Genomic DNA, 15,908 nt, shown 5'->3' with positions numbered 1-15,908 from the left:
TCTTCAAAATAGTTTCTTGCGGGCCGCATTACCCGGCCAAAGCGGCGGCGTTGTTGGCTGCACTCAACCGTTGTCGTGAGCGAAGGTGAGCCAGCCGGTGGGGCTCGCCAATGAGCTCTCTCGATGTTCCCGCCCGTGTCGCGGCGCCGTCGATTTGAGCTTGACGTCGGTCATTTACGTTCCTCTAATGCATGGTTCGTAAATTCGTAAAATTGATTGTTTAGATGATGCCCATCCACACGCTGGATAGATCAGGATATGCGGTTTAAGGGGCTGGATCTGAATCTCCTCGTTGTGCTGGACGCTCTGATCAGGGAGCGTAAAGTCACTGCCGCGGCCAACAGTATTAACCTGAGCCAGCCGGCCATGAGCGCCGCCGTCGCTCGGTTACGCGCCTACTTCAGCAACGAGCTATTTACGATGAACGGCCGCGAGCTCATTTTGACACCGCGCGCGGAGGGGCTTGCCCCAGCAGTCCGGGACGCATTGCTGCACATCCAGCTATCGATTATTTCCTCCGACGCCTTTAACCCAGCCCAATCGGATCGTCTCTTCCGAATCATGCTTTCCGATTACCTCACGCTCGTGCTTTTTAAGAGGATCGTAGAGCGTACTGCGCGGGAAGCTCCCGCCGTCCGCTTCGAATGTCTGCCTATTTGCGACGACCCCGAGGAGCTTCTCCGGCGCGGCGACGTTGATTTTCTGATTATGCCAGAAGTGTTCATGTCGAAACATCCTCGCGCAGCCCTGTTCGAAGATATGCTCGTATGCGTAGGCTGCGGCACGAACAAGCAGCTGTCAGAGCCACTTACATTCGAGCGATACTTGTCGATGGGGCATGTCGTGCTCAAATTCAGGCACACCCGGCAGCCCACCATGGAGGAGTGGTATTTGCTCGAGCACGGTTTCGAGAGACGTATCGAGGTCGTCGTACAGGGCTTTAGCCTGATCGCGCCCGTCCTATCAGGCACCAACCGCATCGGGACCATGCCCTTACGGCTGGCGCAGCATTTCGCAAAAACAACACCCCTGCGGATTGTCGGACTTCCGCCGCCACTTCCTCATCCCGCATTCACGGAGGCCGTCCAATGGCCCGCGCTTCACAATACTGATCCGGCAAGCCTGTGGATGCGGGAAATGATGTTGCAGGAGGCATCTCGCCTGGCGCCTTTGCCTGAAAGCTATTGAGCGTCTCGGGCACGACCATCCGACCTGGCAGTTTAAACACCGCCCGCAAGGATATGTCATTAATCAGCATGTTAGGCGCGCTCCGGCGCGTGTTACCACTACGTTTTGGGGGTGATCTCAGGCGAGTTGTTCGTCGAGGTTGTGTGGCAGAGCGATGCCAGCTGCCTTCAAAACGTTGCCCACTTTGGCCGTGACGTGGTGGTGACGACGCGAGCATCCTTTTCGATGGTGGCTTCCTGGAGGCGGTCGCGATCGCGTAGGAGCGGTTGCCATTCGGGCGTCAGGCCTTTGGCTCGGCAGAGCGGCGCAGTTCCTTGCTGAGTACGAGGGCCAGTAACGAGCAGAACACATGCCCGGGTTGGTGCTGAGTTGACTGCCGCCTCCGATTTCGCGTGCGAAGTCCCAGAAGATGTCTAGCCCCACTCAAATGCCAACTTTGCCGGCCTTGCCGCGGCTTTTCACGCGCGGCCAGGCGAGGAGATGCCGGTCGACGAGGTCAATCCCAACGGACTGTGCCGGCCTCGCTCGGCTACTGGCGTGAGGCATCCTTGACGACACCGCCCTGCACCGACAACGTCGAGATGTTGGCAATGAAGCCGGTCGCGATTGACGCTGCGGATGTAGGCAATTTACCTCGCGCTTCCGCCTGAACGCGTGGCCGATCCGTTCACCCAATTGGCTTCATCCTGGGCCGCGGCTGAGGCCTGTGGGGTGCGGCTACCCCGCGTGGATGGGATCATCAATCAACTTTCTCTCATTTATGAAAGGAAACTTCCCCGCTTACGATAGAAGCCATCAGTTTCATATATTTTCCGGCAGATGAATGTCGAACGGCAGAAATGTCTGTCCTGGTGTTTCAGCAGTGCCGGTCTCGATAGCCCGCGTCATCAGCGTTATCAGCTCCTGGGAAAGCCGGCGCATTGGCGTGGCGACCGCCATCGTGATGATGTTATCAGCGAGTGCCGCCCGAGATTCCGGCGTGATTTCATTCACGATCGCGACGAGATCGCGACTTTTACCCTCTTCCCGGACCGCGGAGATGGCGCCCTCCATGCCGCCCCCGGCGACATAGAAGCCGACGAGCTCGGGTTCCCGCTGCATGAGATCAAGCGTTGCCTCGTAGGTGACCTGCCGTTTCTCCAGGTTCACAAGCGGATCGAGCACCTCGAACGTCGGCGCGTTCTCACGGCAATAGGAGCGAAAGCCGACGTCACGGAGCTCGTGCCCCTGGAAACGATGGCTACCGACAAACACCGCCACCTTGCCGGGCCGTTTTGCGACCTTGGACACCATCCAAGCGGCCGTGCGCCCCACCTTGCGGTTGTTGAGGCCGATATAGCCCTGTCGCACGCCGGCGGCGAAGTCGGAAAGCAGCGAGAAAACCGGAATGCCTTTGGCCTTGAGGTCCTCAACCGCTGCTGTAATTTTTGGGTGGTCCGGTGCCACCATCGCGATCGCATGGCAGCGTGCGCCCAAATCCTTGAGCGGTGCGATTAGGTCGCTCGGCATATGTGACGGGGCGAATTGGATGAGCGGAATGCCGTGGAAGGACTGGGCCAAATTGACCGACGCTTCGACCTCGCGCGCAAAGTCTTGGTAGAAATGCTGGGCCGGTTTTCTCAAGATGAAGCCCAGACGGTAGCACGGTAGGTCTCGCCGCAAGCGCTGCTTGATGAGCCCGGCAGCATGATAGCCGATCGCGTGGGCGGCGTCGTGGACCCGCCGCGCGGTCTCCTCGCGCACCGGATGGCGGGCGTTCAGAACCCGATCGACCGTTGCTACGCTGACTCGGGCTTCGCGGGCGAGATCGGTAATTGTGGGGCGCTTGGTCATGGGTCCTATTCTGATTGGTTTTTGACGCAGGCTGGCTCTCTGTCACCTAGCGCGATTCGACAATGCTTTCGGGTGGGCAAAGTGAAGACGCCCGCATACTGAATGATCGACAGCGTATTGGACTACTCCAGACGTAGACCGGCCGGGTATAACGGAAGGTTCATTCGCTTAGGGCGGCGATGATTTGCACTCACACATTTAGCGCTTCTGATACATGGTCCGTGAGGCGCCGTTTAGAGCCTGCGAGTCGATCGTTCAGGTCATGTGACCAGCTTGGCGAAACCGGTCGCGGTGCGTCGCCCTTACTCGGCGGAGGATAGCCGGTTTGATGCCTCGGCAAGCTGATGACCGCAGAAGGCGGCTTTCATCTGCGCTTGGTCCAATTCTCCTTCCCAGCGGGCGACGACGAGGGATGCCACTGCGTTACCAACGCAATTCGTCAACGCCCGGCATTCGGACATGAAGCGGTCGATGCCGAGTATCAGGGCCATCCCAGCAACGGGAACACTCGGTACTACGGCGAGCGTAGCAGCCAGGGTGATGAAGCCCGCACCTGTCACACCTGCAGCGCCCTTGGAGGAAAGCATCGCAACGAGCAGCAGCAGCACCTGATCGCCGATTGACAGATCGGTGTTCGTCGCCTGCGCGATGAAGAGGGCCGCCAGGGTCATGTAGATATTCGTGCCGTCCAGATTGAACGAATATCCGGCCGGGATGACGAGACCCACAACCGAACGCCTGGCGCCCGCCTTCTCCATCTTCTGCATGAGCGAGGGGAGCGCGGCCTCCGAGGAGGACGTTGCGAGGACAAGCAGCAGCTCTTCCTTGATGTAGCGAATGAGAGAACAGATCGAAAAGCCGTTGTAGCGGCAGACCGCGCCGAGAACCCCGAACACGAAGAGGAAGGCGGTGAAATAGAACGTCGCGACCAGCATCGCGAGGTTGACGACCGAACCGATGCCATATCTGCCGATGGTGAAGGCCATTGCGCCGAAAGCGCCGATCGGCGCGGCTTTCATCAGAATGCCGACGAGCTTGAAGACAGGCGCGATGAGCGCCTGAAGGAAGGAAACGACAGGCTTGCCCGTCTCTCCGGCCATCGCGAGCGCCATGCCGAACAGAACCGAGAAGAACAGCACCTGCAGGATGTCGCCTTCCGCGAAGGCGCCGACAATCGTTGGCGGGATGATGTTCATCAGGAAGCCGGTGACCGACTGCTCGTGGGCCTTTGCGGCATAGGTATTCACGGCCTGGACATCGAGCGAGGCCGGATCGATGTTGAGGCCGGCGCCAGGCTGGACGACATTGGCGACGATGAGGCCGACGATCAGCGCCAGCGTCGAGAAGGTGAGGAAATAGACCATTGCCTTGCCGGCGACCCGGCCGACCTTGTGAAGATCGTTCATGCCGGCAATGCCGGTCGCAATTGTCAGGAAGATGACAGGCGCGATGATCATCTTGACCAGCTTGATGAAGGCATCACCCAGCGGCTTCAGGCTCTCGCCGGTCCCCGGATAGAAATAGCCAATTGCGACGCCGAGGGCGATGGCGGCAAGCACCTGCGCGTAAAGCTTGGCATAGAAGGGTTTGCGGGGCGCGGGACTCGCGCCGCGGACTTGTGCAGCTGACACTGTTTCTCTCTCCCTGACCGGATCGAGGTGGCGTGACTTCTCCCGGGCTTCTCCCTATCGCGGCGCTCCGGTCGAACGCTGCACCAACGCCGCCGCAATACCCATGCCAAATGGATCCGCATGACCTGAACTGACGTTGGGCTCGCCAATGATGGGATGAATGCGGTGGCACAAGACGGGAATGACAAGGCCGCCGTCCAGCAGGCGCTTGATGTTCTCCGGCAGATTGCCGGTCGATCTATCTGGCTTGCGGTTTTGCTGCACATCGTGGCGGGCTCCTCGGTTTGCCGACTTTGGGAAGGGCCGCATCGCTGGCACCAGGGCGCAGAATTGCCGTGTTCTTTGCCGCGCTCCCGCTGCAGCGACAGCTTGAAAGCGACGTCGAGACGTAGGGATTGACGCCGCTAGTGCTGACCGCGACGATGCGGTTCAGAAGTTCCGAGCACCGCCGAGAAAGCCGCGCTCGACCGCCACCTTCGCGCCTTCACACGCGACGCCGCCGCCTTATCTGCGTCATCAATATCGAGGAAATGGCGGTTGCCGCGACCGACCAGTGTCGTCGGCAGTGATTATCGCTCCCGCCCCTGGTTCGCAGGCGCTGGTGACTGGCACGGCCCGGCAACTCGGCGCGGTCAGCCGCTCGGCCACCGCATCGCCGGCGCCGTATTTCTGTCGTTCAACATCGCCGACAAAAATTAGAACTGATGAATTCTATCATAGGCCGCGAGGTTTCCTTTCACGAATGAAAGAAAGCTCGATTGACTATCCCGCCTCGCTCCAGTCTTTTGAAAATCAACGTGTGGTTGCCCCCGTGCAAGCCGAGAACGTGGCCAAGCTTCGTGGAGGGAGAGCCAAGCGATGCGTCAGGGGTCGACCCGCTTTGCACTCGACCACACGGCGGTGGCACGAGTTCACGTCAGAGCATTTTCGCGCTTGCCCGCGACGTCGCGGGCGCACATGCCGCCGGCATGCATTTCATGGCGCGAGATCGAGGATCATATGCACCACAACATTCCCAAATCAGAACAAAATGCCAGCGAGTGCCGCATTTCGCTTCCGGATGCGAAAAGGGCTTACCCAAAGTCCGAGATGAACACCGCGGTCCCTTTTGTGCCATCGCACGAGCACGCGCTTACCGGCATCTTCGAAATATCGAAAGTACTCACCGACCCCGCCCGGCTCGAAGTCACGTTGGCCAAGGTCGTCGATCTCCTGCCCTCGTTTGTGCAGATGCGGCACGGCATCATCGCTCTCTTCGACGCTGAGGGCGTACTGGACATCACCGTAGTCACCGGCTGCGACGAGAACAGCGATGAGCGCTCCCGGATGCGCCTGCCGCGCAAGGCAATCGATCTGATTGTGACGACGGACACGCCGCTCGTCGCCGAGAACATAGCGGTGCATTCGGCCTTCACTGCCGCTGACATAGAGGTGCTTGGGGCCTCCGACCCCGTGTCCTTCATCGGCGTTCCCATTCGTGTTGATGGGAACGCCGTAGGCACGCTGACTATCGACCGCGCCTTGGACAGCAGGTCAACGTATCGGCTCGATTATGATGTCCGGCTGCTCACCATGATCGCCAACATGGTGGGACAGACAGTCAAGTTGCACCGCTTCTCCGCGGGCGACCGCGAACGACCGACAGAGGTGGAAGATCGGCTGCAAACGCAATTCTCTGATGTCAAGCACCCTGCACCGCAGCGCAAGAAGGTTCACGTCAAGGGGATGATTGGCGATAGTCCGGCGCTAAGCGCGCTGCTCGAGAAGATCGCAGTGGTAGCTAAGGCAAAGACCACGGTTCTGTTGCGAGGCGAATCCGGTACCGGGAAGGAGCTGGTCGCCAAGGCAATTCACGAGTTGTCGCCGCGCGCCAAGCGGCCCTTCATCAAACTCAATTGTGCAGCGCTGCCAGAGACAGTCCTGGAATCCGAATTGTTCGGTCATGAGAAGGGTGCCTTCACAAGCGCGTTCAATTCCCGCAAGGGTCGCTTTGAGCTCGCCGACAAGGGGACGTTGTTTCTGGATGAGATCGGCGAGATCTCGGCCTCCTTCCAGGCAAAGCTACTACGCGTGCTGCAGGAGCAGGAGTTTGAGCGCGTCGGCAGCAACCAGACCATCAAGGTCGACGTTCGCGTGATTGCCGCCACGAACAGGAACCTTGAAGAGGCGGTTGCAAGGAATGAGTTCCGCGCCGACCTATATTATCGCATCAACGTGGTTCCCTTGCTGGTGCCGGCATTACGCCAAAGGCGCAGCGATATTCCGCTCCTCGCAGCTGAGTTTCTCAAGAATTTCAACGATGAGAACGGCCGTACGCTGACCTTCGATCCGCGTGCGATTGAAGTACTGATGAAATGTGAATTTCCCGGCAACATTCGCGAGCTTGAAAATTGCGTGCACCGGACAGCGATCCTGGCGGAGGGACGATCAATCGGGAGAAACGACTTTGCGTGCTCCCACGACCAATGCTTTGCCGAGGCGCTGCGGAAGAGCAGATCGGGCAAGGCCGCGCTCCAACCAGCGCCAATCCTCCCAGAGGCAGTGAATCCGGCCACGCCGCCGGATGCGGCCGCTCATTCGGCCGCCACCACAGTCCCGCCTGCCGGAGCAACCCACTCATTGGGCGCGAGGACCACCGACGCCGAGCGCGTCATTGCTGCCATGGAAAGATGTGGCTGGGTGCAGGCAAAGGCGGCGCGCCTGCTTGGACTGACCCCGCGCCAGATTGGCTACGTGCTGAGGAAATACGGTATCGAGGTCAAGCGTCTGTGAAAGCATGACTCAGGCGGATTAGCTGAGACCGCTTAGCGGCTTGGCCCGCGCAGGGATGCAGATCCGCGTCCGCGTCAAGTCGATCTGACCGAGGACAGCCTGGCCGAATTCCCGTCGTGGCAGCCGGCGTTGCGACCATCTTGTGAAAGGCGACGCTGCCATCGTCAATCCGTCCGCCATGTTGCTCTCGTTGCGAGCTCATACGGATGCCCCTGTGCGACTGAAACGGAGATAAAATATGTCCGATGCAAAACTGCAAGCTGTGCTTTCGTCTCTTCCGCAAGGGACGCGACAGTTAGATGCTCTGCCGTCCAACGGACCAGCGCCGGACAAAAGTTTTGTCAAGCTGAATACGAATGAGAACCCGTTTCCGTTGCCGCCAATCATAATGCAAAGTGCAGTGGCGGCCCTCAATCGCCAGTATCTGTATCCGGACGACGATAACATCAGCTTGAGGGAAGCAGCGTCCAGTACCTATGGCGTATCCACGGATCAGGTCATCGCAGGCAACGGGTCGTCTGAACTGCTCGGACTCATCTACAGAGCTTTCCTCGCCCCTGGCGACAAGGTGGCGATGATATCGCCAGGGTTTTCGTTCAACCGCAAACTTGCCATGTTGCATGGTGCTGAGTTTCTCGAGATCGGATGTCAAACTCATTCGCTGCCAATGGAGCAATTGCTTTCCGGTCCGGCAAAAGACGCCAAGTTCATTCTGGTGGCCAATCCAAACAATCCGACCGGAACATTCCTCTCGATAAGCAATATCGAACGCCTCGTGGCACAATCGGATCGCCTGGTCGTCCTTGATGAGGCCTATGTCGACTTTGCACCCGATCACGGGCTGCGCCTCATCAACCGTTATTCGAACCTTCTGATCTTGAGAACATTTTCGAAGAGCTATGCCGCCGCCGGCATTCGCGTCGGTTTCGGTTTCGGTCACCCTGAGATTATTGGCAGGCTGCGCAACATCCAGAACGTCTTCAACATGAACGTGATCGGGCATGCGGTTGGTATCAGCGTGCTTGCGCATCGCGGCGCCTACGCAGAGAACCACAAGCACATCAGACATGAACGACAGCGAGTGACAGCCGCACTGTCGCAACTTGGATTTTCCGTAACGCCCTCCCACGCAAATTTCTTGCTAGCCCGTGTGCCAGCGGGACAGGACGGCTCATGGTGGCAAGCAGCGTTGGAAAGGCAAAAGATACTCGTTGCCTACTTTCCGGACAATGGTTTGGAACATTGCATCCGCGTCAGCATCGGCACAAAAGAGCAATTGGATGCATTTCTTGCTGCCGCTCGCGATATAGTTGGAAGCTTAAACATACCAAGCACCACGGGCAGGGAAGCGTCAGGCTCTGCTCGTTCGGTACGCTGACGCTAATCCGATATCACACATTGCTATCTTTAGACTTGCTTGGTCACCCAAGCACGACAACATTTTTCTTTAAAATCGGGGACAATATCGAGTGACAAACGTCTTTCCTTCAAACCTAGCCTTCGGCATCTTCGATCATCTGGACGAGGACGGCCTCGATATCGCCCGGCAGTACGAAGATCGTCTGATATTAGCAGAGGCGTGCGATCAGCTAGGGTTCTATGCCTATCATCTCGCAGAGCACCACTGTACCCCCCATGGGAGAGGTCCATCGCCGAATCTGTTCTTATCGAGCGTCGCCCAGCGCACCCGGCGCCTGCGTCTCGGACCCTTGGTGATGCTGCTTGCGCTTTATCATCCGCTGCGTGCGTTCGAAGAGATCTGTATGCTGGACCAGTTGAGCGGTGGCAGGCTCGAACTGGGCATAGGGCGCGGTGCTCTCCCGATCGAATTGGGTTACTTCGGGATTGGTGCGGACGCGGTGCCGGGCCGCTATGCGGAAGCCAGCGAAATTCTTGTTGAAATACTTGTTAATGCCATGAAGGTTGGCACGCTGTGCTATCAAGGCCGCCATTTTGAGCTCAATGACGTTCCTTTGACGCTAAGACCTCATCAGCGTCCACATCCGCCGACATGGGTCGCCGCCAATCGACCCGAGTCCGCAGCCTGGGCCGCTGCGAATGGAGCAAATATCGCGTGTGTAGGACCTTCCTCTTCTGTTCGCAAAACTACTGATGCGTTCCGCGCCTATCAAGAGGACAACACTGGCGCGGGCGATCGAGCGCCATTTATTGGATTGCTCCGCATGGTCGTGGTTGGGCGTTGTGACACACATGCCTATTCGCTCGCGGCACCTGCTTACGATCGATGGCTCAAGAGCTTCCAATTCCTTTACGAGCTTAACGCTATCCCCACTCCACCCAACCTGCCGCTGACCTTCGATGCGGCAGTCGAGAGTGAATTGTGCGTGGTAGGATCAGCAGCGTCTGTGCGAGAAGCTCTGCTCAGTCAGTTGGAAGAGGCAGGTGCTAACTACCTTCTTTGTCAACTGGCATTTGGGAATCTGCCGCTAGATGCTTCCCTGTACACCGCGACGACCATTCAATCCGAAATCATGGCTCGACTTGTCTGACCGTGAAATTCGCGGTCTGATCTGAAGGTTAAATCGTTGTAACAGCGCTCCCTCACATCCACGTGCTCGAGCGTGCACGTGGTGGGGCGGGCAATCGGGAGGGAGGCCAAACTGACCACGAGCCGGCGGCACAGATTACCAGGGGTTTGTGCGTTGGCTGGCGTCTGGGCCATCGTGTGAACCTGCACGATCCTAAGGAGATGATGGCCGAGCGCGTCACGATGCCGGCACGCGTCTGCTCGTCGCGCTCGCGCTAGTCGTTGGCACATAGCCCGCCGCAGAGGTTCTTCTCGCCCGGGGCGGCGCCGGTGGCGGCGCCCAGATCCAGCTTCATCAGCGGCTCGGCGGTAGCAAAGCCGTCACTCGCTACGGCGCTGTTGAGGGCGCGCTCGCGAGCGGCTTTGCTACGCCGAGCGACACCACCTGGAGCGAGTTCGCCCGATGTCGCGGCGTGCACCGCGGTCGGATAACGACGCTGGAGGAAATCGTTCGCAGCCGGTCTTCACGATCCGCGCGAGTGCTTTGCATGAATGCTGCCTGCTTCCTCGTCTGCGGCGGCCTGAGTGTCCGCCGGCACGCCCGAAGTCAATGTCAGTACCACAAGGCCGCCAAGACGTCAGGTCTGGGAGCCGGCTTGTACGGTCGTATCGTGTTCTGGAATATCGTCAAAGGAGGCGTAGTTGAGATTGTAGAGTTTGGAATACAGGCCCCCCATGGCTATTAGCTGATCGTGGTTGCCAGTCGCAATAACTTGGCCATTCTGAAGCACGATGATGCGGTCGGCACCCCGGATCGTGGCAAGACGGTGGGCGATGACGAGGCCAGTGCGCCCTTCAAGCAGCTTTATCAGAGCCTTCTGAATCTGCATTTCCGTGTAGCTGTCGATGTTGGCGGTAGCTTCGTCGAGCACGAGGATCTTGGCGTCGGCGACGAGGGCGCGGGCGAAACTGATAAGCTGGCGCTGGCCGAGAGATAAGTTGTCGCCGCGTTCGCCAAGTTGGGTCTCATACCCGTCGGCGAGGCTCATTATGAAGTCGTGGGCGCCGACCGCCTTGGCGGCCTCGATCACCTTGTCGCGCGCGGCTTCCGTCTTGTGGTATCGAATGTTCTCGAAGACCGTCCCGGTGAACAGGAACGGCTCCTGCAGCACCATGGCGACCTGGCGGCCGAGCGATTCCTGGGTGAGATCGCGCACATCATGTCCGCCGACCAGCACTTGGCCCTGCTGAACATCATAGAAGCGGTGGACCAGGGCCATCGCGCTCGATTTGCCAGAACCGCTCGGCCCGACCAGTGCGACCGTCTCGCCGGGATTGACCCGGAAGGAGACATTTTTCAGCACCGAACGGTTCGGATTGTAGCCGAAGGTGACGTCCCTGAACTCGACCGAGCCGTCCATTTCGGGCGAAAGCACCTCGGCATTGGGTTTGTCCTGAACATCGATCTTGACGTCGAGCACATCGGTCAGGCGCTTGCCTGAGGCCATGGCGCGCTGCATGACCGAATATTGCAGGGTGAGTGAGCGGATCGGGTCAAAGAAGCGCTGGATGTAAAATAGGTAGGCAACCAATACGCCCACATCTATGCGGCCATTCATGACCATCGAGCCGCCGACCACAATAACGGCGGCCATGGCGAGGCCGGTGAGGCCATCGACGATAGGCACCATGACCAGTGCATATTTGGCAGCGATCAGGTGGGTCCTGAGGTTGGCATGGGCCTTGTCGTCAAAAAGGATGAAATTCACCTGCTGGCGGTCCATTGACTGGACGGTGCGCACGCCGTGAATGGCTTCGGCCAGCGCGCCGTTGACGACGGAATTAGTCTCGTGTGCGGCCATGAAGGCGTCGCGGGCACGCGGCAGCCAGACAATGCGTACGATCACCAGGACCGGCAGAACCGAGAGCGTCAGGAGGCCGAGGCGGAAGTCGAGCCACAGCATTACGAAAACGATGCCGAAGAGAAGCGCAACATCGCCTACGGAATATACCGAGGTTTCGAGGAATTCCTGTATGGAGTTGACGTCGCCTTGCAGGCGCGACATGAGGCGTCCGACCTCGGTCTTGTCCATGAAGGAGAGCGAAACCTTCTGCAGATGGCCAAACATGGCGCGGCGGATGTCGAACAGGACAGTTTCGGCCACTTTCCCAACCACGGTTTCCTGCATGTAGCCGGCAGCGAAATTGACCAAAATCGCCAAAACGAACGCGCCGACGGCCGCGAGCTGGGCTGAGCGATCGGTCCTTGCCGGGTTCATGCCCTGGTCGAGCGCGTAGCGGATGATCAACGGGATGAGAAGCTGCGTCCCGGTGAAGATCAGCATTGCTGCAATCGTGATGACTACCCTGGCCCGATAGGGACGGACGAAAGCCCAGATGCGCCGGAGGATGCTCTTGTCGAAAGCCCGGCCGAACATCTCCTCCTCGATGCGGTGCGAGCCGACAACCGCGCGCGGAGGGCGTCTACCGTCGTCACGTTCGGCTTCGACTTCGCCGGCGCGGCCCTGCGCCATCAGCGGGCGCCCCCATACTGGGTCATATTGTCATCACCCGGGCGCGTCTGGAGATCGTAAAGGGCCCTGTAGCGTCCCCGCTTTGCCAAAAGCTCTTGATGCGTGCCGCGTTCTACGATTTCGCCGTTATCGACAAAAAGGATCTGATCGGCATGCACAAGCGCACTCAGCCGGTGCGCGATGATGATCGTCACCCGATCCTTGGCGAAGCGCCGCATCGCCGCGCGGATGCGCTGCTCGGTGCCGGCATCGATCGCGGCCGTTGAGTCGTCGAAAACGACGACGGAGGGGCGCAGCATCATGGTGCGAGCAATCGTGAGACGCTGGCGCTGGCCGCCAGAGAGAGAGACGCCGCGTTCGCCCACGACCGTCTCGTAGCCCGCTGGGAGCCCGAGGATGTAGTTGTGGAGCTGGGCGAATTCGCCAGCGCGTTCGATTCGCTGTCTCTTCGCCCAGGGATCGCCATAAGCGATGTTGTTCTCGATCGTAGTGGTGAATAGGAATGCATCCTGCTGTACGACGGCGACCGCCTTGCGAAGCGTCGCGAGGGTGACATTGCGTATGTCCTGGCCGTCCAGCGTGATGGCGCCACCGGTCACGTCATAAAAGCGGGGGACCAGATGAGCTATCGTCGATTTGCCCGAACCCGGCGGACCGACGATCGCGATCGTCTCGCCTCTACGGGCCTCAAAGCTGAGGTTCTTCAGAATGGCGCGGTTTTCGGCGCTGGGGTACGCAAACGAGACATTGTGGAAGCGCAGAGTGCCGTCGCCTATCTCGAGCGGTCTGGCCTCAAGAGCATCCCTGATTGTGATCTCCTGGTCGAGGAGACCGAAAAGCCGCGAACCGCAGCTAGAAGCGCGGGCAAAGGCATTGACCATGAGGCCGATCTGGCGGACTGGCATTTGCAGGATTGTCATGAAGGTCAGGAAGGTCGCCACCGTTCCGACGCTTATCTCGCCAGCGACGAGCTTGCTGCCACCGATCCAGAGCACCAATCCCATTGCGAAAAAGAAGGACAAGGTCATCGCCGACGTGCTGGGCACGTAGATGTCAACTCGGTCGTGGGCGAGGTCGAGCGCGTTCTTGGAAGCGCCGTCGAACTTCAGCATCTCATAGGCTTGAGCCGCAAAAGCGCGGACCACGCGGATGCCTGCGAGATTTTCCTCCATCACGCGGCTTAGTACTGAAAGCCGCTCATGCAGGTCGAGCCAGGTGGCGCGCAGCCTAAGCTGTGTGGCCGATGAGCGCCAGGCGACAAAAGGCACGAAGCTCAGCGCGACCAGGCCGAGCATGGGATCGGTCGAGATCATCATGTAGGCGCCGATCCCGATCAGCATGGTGAGCAGGAGCACGCGAACGAGCGCGGTGGAAAAATACATCCGCACGCCTTGGAGATCGAGCATTCCGATGGTGATCAGATCGCCTGAATGGACCCGGTCGTGAAAGGAAAAGCTGAGACGCTGGATCTTGTCGTAGTAGGCGAGCCGCAGTTCGTACGCGACATGATGCCCGACGGCTTCGGCAAAATAGTTCTGCGCCATCGTGAAAAGGCCGCGTAGCGCGCTGACGGCGAGCAGCAGGAGAGCCGGGGTCCAGAGCGCTTGTCCTGCGGCGGCCCCCGCGACACCGCCCCCGATGGCTGTCTGGGTCTGGTCGACAGCCCGGCCGAGAAGCTGGGGAATGAGCAACTGGAGGATTGCCGCCATGATCGTCGAGCCCATGGCGAAGGCGACCTGCCAGGGATGCCGCAAATTCATACGCGTGATGCGCAACAGCGTACTCAAATCCTGGCCCCAGCGCGCCGCTTCCACATGGGTCAACGAATTCAGAGCGTTCGTTGCGCTGCCGATAGCATCACTGCTCACGGGTGTATTCCCGACTGCATTTTGCGTCTTCGAGGCAAGCCGAAGGACCAATCATCAAAGGGCCCGCCATTGTTAATCCTGTCCACCACCTGCAGCAGGGCGCGTTCCTATAAGCCGAGCCGCGGTTTCACTTACTGGCATGTCGATCACCGTGATTCCGCTTGCCGCAAGGAAACGCGCTTCGTTTCTGGTCAGCGTTTCCGCGTCCATTACCGCGCAATGTGGACCTCGGGAGCGCTTCATGATCTGCCTGGCGTAGGTGCGCAGCATCTGATCGTTGAAGCGGCAGCCAACGAAGAAAAATCCACGGGTGATGCGCCGTTCCTTCACCACGTCTGGGATCGGTGTCTGGATATCGATTTCGGTCAGGACTTCGACATAGTCGGAATCTGCGACGAGAAAGTTTTGCGCCGGCCTAATACTCCCGTGAGGTGTATAGAGAACCGTCTTTGCCCCCGATCGGGGGTCGAGTTCCCTCCCGGACAAATCGTAGGTTTTCGTCCAAATGTTACCGATTTCGTTCGCCCGCGTGACGCCTTGTATCTCAACGACGTCCGTTCGGCCGGTCTCTACGAGAGCCGTGCGCATCGCGCCGTCGTACCAGCTGTCGACGATGAGGGAGAGCGGCAGCCTTGCCAGCCAGGCGTGGAGGAGGGTCGGCGCCACCGGCGCTGCGAATATGTCGGTCATCCAAGCTTGAAGCGTTCGGCGATGCCGGCGCTGTTCGATGAACTGCGCAACCGACCACATATTGGTGCGGATCCTGGAAGGGGCTGGCGCCCGTGCATTGAGTGCCGCGGCAACGACCTCCGGCGTATGTGGCACAGGCGGTTCCGCACAGTTGAACCCAAGAAGACCCGGACCGAGATAGGGGATTACCTGATCGGCGGCGAGCGCTTCCTTCGCCAGGTCAAGCAGCTTTTCGGCAAAACTGTCCCGCACGATGACGAGGTGGCCCGATGTCAGGATCGTGTTCATGCTCGTTTCCTCGCGACGCACCTATCGAGGGGCAGCATCAGTCCTGTTCGGAAACCTTCCTTGCCTCGACGGTGATCGGCAGACGCGTATCCCGTGGAAGATCGGGTAGGAGGAGCCGCCACCCGTTCCTGAGCGTCACAGTTCCGCCCCACAACTCTTCCTTCTCGAGCTTGATGATCGGCTCTTCGAGGTCCTTCTTCGGGACATACGCCGACAAGCCAGCCTCGGTCCTGCGGATCATGACTTTCATCTGGCCGTCCCTTCATTGGTATTGCTTTCAGCACTGCAGGGCGCCTCGGCTTTGTCGAGGCTCATCAGTTCACGCGCTCGCATGCCGACGACGGTGCCACGGTCGACCCATTCGACCGCATAGATGAAGAACTGCTGGAGAAAGGTGCCAATGTCGCGCACATATCCCTCGTCGCCCTTCCGCACGAGATTTTCGCCGATCTCCCTGCCAGGATAGGTGCCGTCATTTTTTATGTGGCGAGTGGCACGTACCCGCTCTCCCGGCATGAATCGTGGAGGCCTGCGGATTTCGACCTCCTCTTCGCGTCCGAGCGACATGTCCGTTCCCTGATTTCTCTTGAGGCTGCAGATTGTGAACAAAGGCGTT

General features: G+C 59.2%; 13 protein-coding genes and 1 pseudogene. 4 read left to right on the top strand and 10 right to left on the bottom strand.

The genetic code is table 11. The features are described 5' to 3' along the window. Window positions 1-258 precede the first annotated feature (258 nt). On the top strand, window positions 259-1,188 hold the full coding sequence (locus tag NKH13_RS26200; RefSeq protein WP_352494956.1) for a LysR family transcriptional regulator: 930 nt from the start codon (window positions 259-261) through the stop codon (window positions 1,186-1,188). A 117-nt stretch (window positions 1,189-1,305) separates the two neighbouring features. Here the strand turns inward: NKH13_RS26200 and NKH13_RS35705 are convergent. The 4 genes and pseudogenes from NKH13_RS35705 to NKH13_RS26185 all read right to left on the bottom strand — a co-directional run. Further along, window positions 1,306-1,546: pseudogene (locus NKH13_RS35705) on the bottom strand (IS1634 family transposase); the annotation flags it as partial. Between the two features lie 443 nt (window positions 1,547-1,989). Further along, window positions 1,990-3,021 carry a LacI family DNA-binding transcriptional regulator gene (locus NKH13_RS26195; RefSeq protein ID WP_352466665.1) on the bottom strand — a complete coding sequence of 344 codons (1,032 nt, stop codon included), beginning with the start codon at window positions 3,019-3,021 and terminating at the stop codon, window positions 1,990-1,992. A gap of 302 nt (window positions 3,022-3,323) precedes the next feature. Beyond that, window positions 3,324-4,652: a dicarboxylate/amino acid:cation symporter gene (locus NKH13_RS26190; RefSeq protein ID WP_352615322.1), complete on the bottom strand. Its 1,329-nt coding sequence runs from the start codon at window positions 4,650-4,652 to the stop codon at window positions 3,324-3,326. 54 nt (window positions 4,653-4,706) lie between these two features. Beyond that, window positions 4,707-4,916 carry a hypothetical protein gene (locus NKH13_RS26185; protein ID WP_352915434.1) on the bottom strand — a complete coding sequence of 70 codons (210 nt, stop codon included), beginning with the start codon at window positions 4,914-4,916 and terminating at the stop codon, window positions 4,707-4,709. A gap of 735 nt (window positions 4,917-5,651) precedes the next feature. Here NKH13_RS26185 and nifA point away from each other — a divergent pair. From nifA to NKH13_RS26170, 3 genes are all read left to right on the top strand, one after another. Continuing rightward, window positions 5,652-7,424, top strand: coding sequence for a nif-specific transcriptional activator NifA (gene nifA / locus NKH13_RS26180; RefSeq protein ID WP_502893774.1), 1,773 nt, complete (start codon window positions 5,652-5,654; stop codon window positions 7,422-7,424). Between the two features lie 238 nt (window positions 7,425-7,662). Next, window positions 7,663-8,802, top strand: a complete 1,140-nt coding sequence (gene hisC / locus NKH13_RS26175; protein ID WP_352915433.1) for a histidinol-phosphate transaminase — start codon at window positions 7,663-7,665, stop codon at window positions 8,800-8,802. A 91-nt stretch (window positions 8,803-8,893) separates the two neighbouring features. After that, on the top strand, window positions 8,894-9,934 hold the full coding sequence (locus tag NKH13_RS26170; RefSeq protein WP_352915431.1) for an LLM class flavin-dependent oxidoreductase: 1,041 nt from the start codon (window positions 8,894-8,896) through the stop codon (window positions 9,932-9,934). Window positions 9,935-10,187: 253 nt separating this feature from the next. Here NKH13_RS26170 and NKH13_RS26165 read toward each other — a convergent pair whose 3' ends face one another. From NKH13_RS26165 to NKH13_RS26140, 6 genes are all read right to left on the bottom strand, one after another. Further along, window positions 10,188-10,391: a hypothetical protein gene (locus NKH13_RS26165; protein ID WP_352915430.1), complete on the bottom strand. Its 204-nt coding sequence runs from the start codon at window positions 10,389-10,391 to the stop codon at window positions 10,188-10,190. A 159-nt stretch (window positions 10,392-10,550) separates the two neighbouring features. Beyond that, window positions 10,551-12,446 (bottom strand): ABC transporter ATP-binding protein, encoded by a 1,896-nt coding sequence (locus NKH13_RS26160; RefSeq protein WP_352833651.1) that lies wholly within the window; start codon window positions 12,444-12,446, stop codon window positions 10,551-10,553. Continuing rightward, window positions 12,446-14,314 (bottom strand): ABC transporter ATP-binding protein, encoded by a 1,869-nt coding sequence (locus NKH13_RS26155; protein ID WP_352915427.1) that lies wholly within the window; start codon window positions 14,312-14,314, stop codon window positions 12,446-12,448. Before NKH13_RS26155 ends, NKH13_RS26160 begins: the two co-directional genes overlap by 1 nt. Window positions 14,315-14,386: 72 nt before the next feature. Beyond that, entirely contained in the window at window positions 14,387-15,292 is a 906-nt protein-coding gene (locus NKH13_RS26150; protein ID WP_352815961.1) for an SIR2 family NAD-dependent protein deacylase, read from the bottom strand. Window positions 15,293-15,329: 37 nt separating this feature from the next. Then, window positions 15,330-15,542 carry a putative nitrogen fixation protein NifT gene (nifT, locus tag NKH13_RS26145; RefSeq protein ID WP_352542071.1) on the bottom strand — a complete coding sequence of 71 codons (213 nt, stop codon included), beginning with the start codon at window positions 15,540-15,542 and terminating at the stop codon, window positions 15,330-15,332. Continuing rightward, complete coding sequence (locus tag NKH13_RS26140; RefSeq protein WP_352542072.1) at window positions 15,539-15,859, bottom strand: nitrogen fixation protein NifZ; 321 nt, start codon at window positions 15,857-15,859, stop codon at window positions 15,539-15,541. Before NKH13_RS26140 ends, nifT begins: the two co-directional genes overlap by 4 nt. Between the last annotated feature and the right edge of the window lie 49 nt (window positions 15,860-15,908).

The organism is Mesorhizobium sp. M1348, assembly GCF_040317925.1.
Lineage (GTDB): Bacteria > Pseudomonadota > Alphaproteobacteria > Rhizobiales > Rhizobiaceae > Mesorhizobium.
Note: the sequence above shows the minus strand (reverse complement) of the source record. Positions and strands in the feature narration are given on the sequence as shown.

Bases quoted from the DNA above. Each gene is read 5' to 3' on its own strand.
- NKH13_RS26200 (WP_352494956.1), top strand. From the start codon at position 259: ATGCGGTTTAAGGGGCTGGATCTGAATCTCCTCGTTGTGCTGGACGCT.
- NKH13_RS26195 (WP_352466665.1), bottom strand. From the start codon at position 3,021: ATGACCAAGCGCCCCACAATTACCGATCTCGCCCGCGAAGCCCGAGTC.
- nifA (WP_502893774.1), top strand. From the start codon at position 5,652: ATGCACCACAACATTCCCAAATCAGAACAAAATGCCAGCGAGTGCCGC.
- hisC (WP_352915433.1), top strand. From the start codon at position 7,663: ATGTCCGATGCAAAACTGCAAGCTGTGCTTTCGTCTCTTCCGCAAGGG.
- NKH13_RS26160 (WP_352833651.1), bottom strand. From the start codon at position 12,446: ATGGCGCAGGGCCGCGCCGGCGAAGTCGAAGCCGAACGTGACGACGGT.
- NKH13_RS26150 (WP_352815961.1), bottom strand. From the start codon at position 15,292: ATGAACACGATCCTGACATCGGGCCACCTCGTCATCGTGCGGGACAGT.
- nifT (WP_352542071.1), bottom strand. From the start codon at position 15,542: ATGAAAGTCATGATCCGCAGGACCGAGGCTGGCTTGTCGGCGTATGTC.
- NKH13_RS26140 (WP_352542072.1), bottom strand. From the start codon at position 15,859: ATGTCGCTCGGACGCGAAGAGGAGGTCGAAATCCGCAGGCCTCCACGA.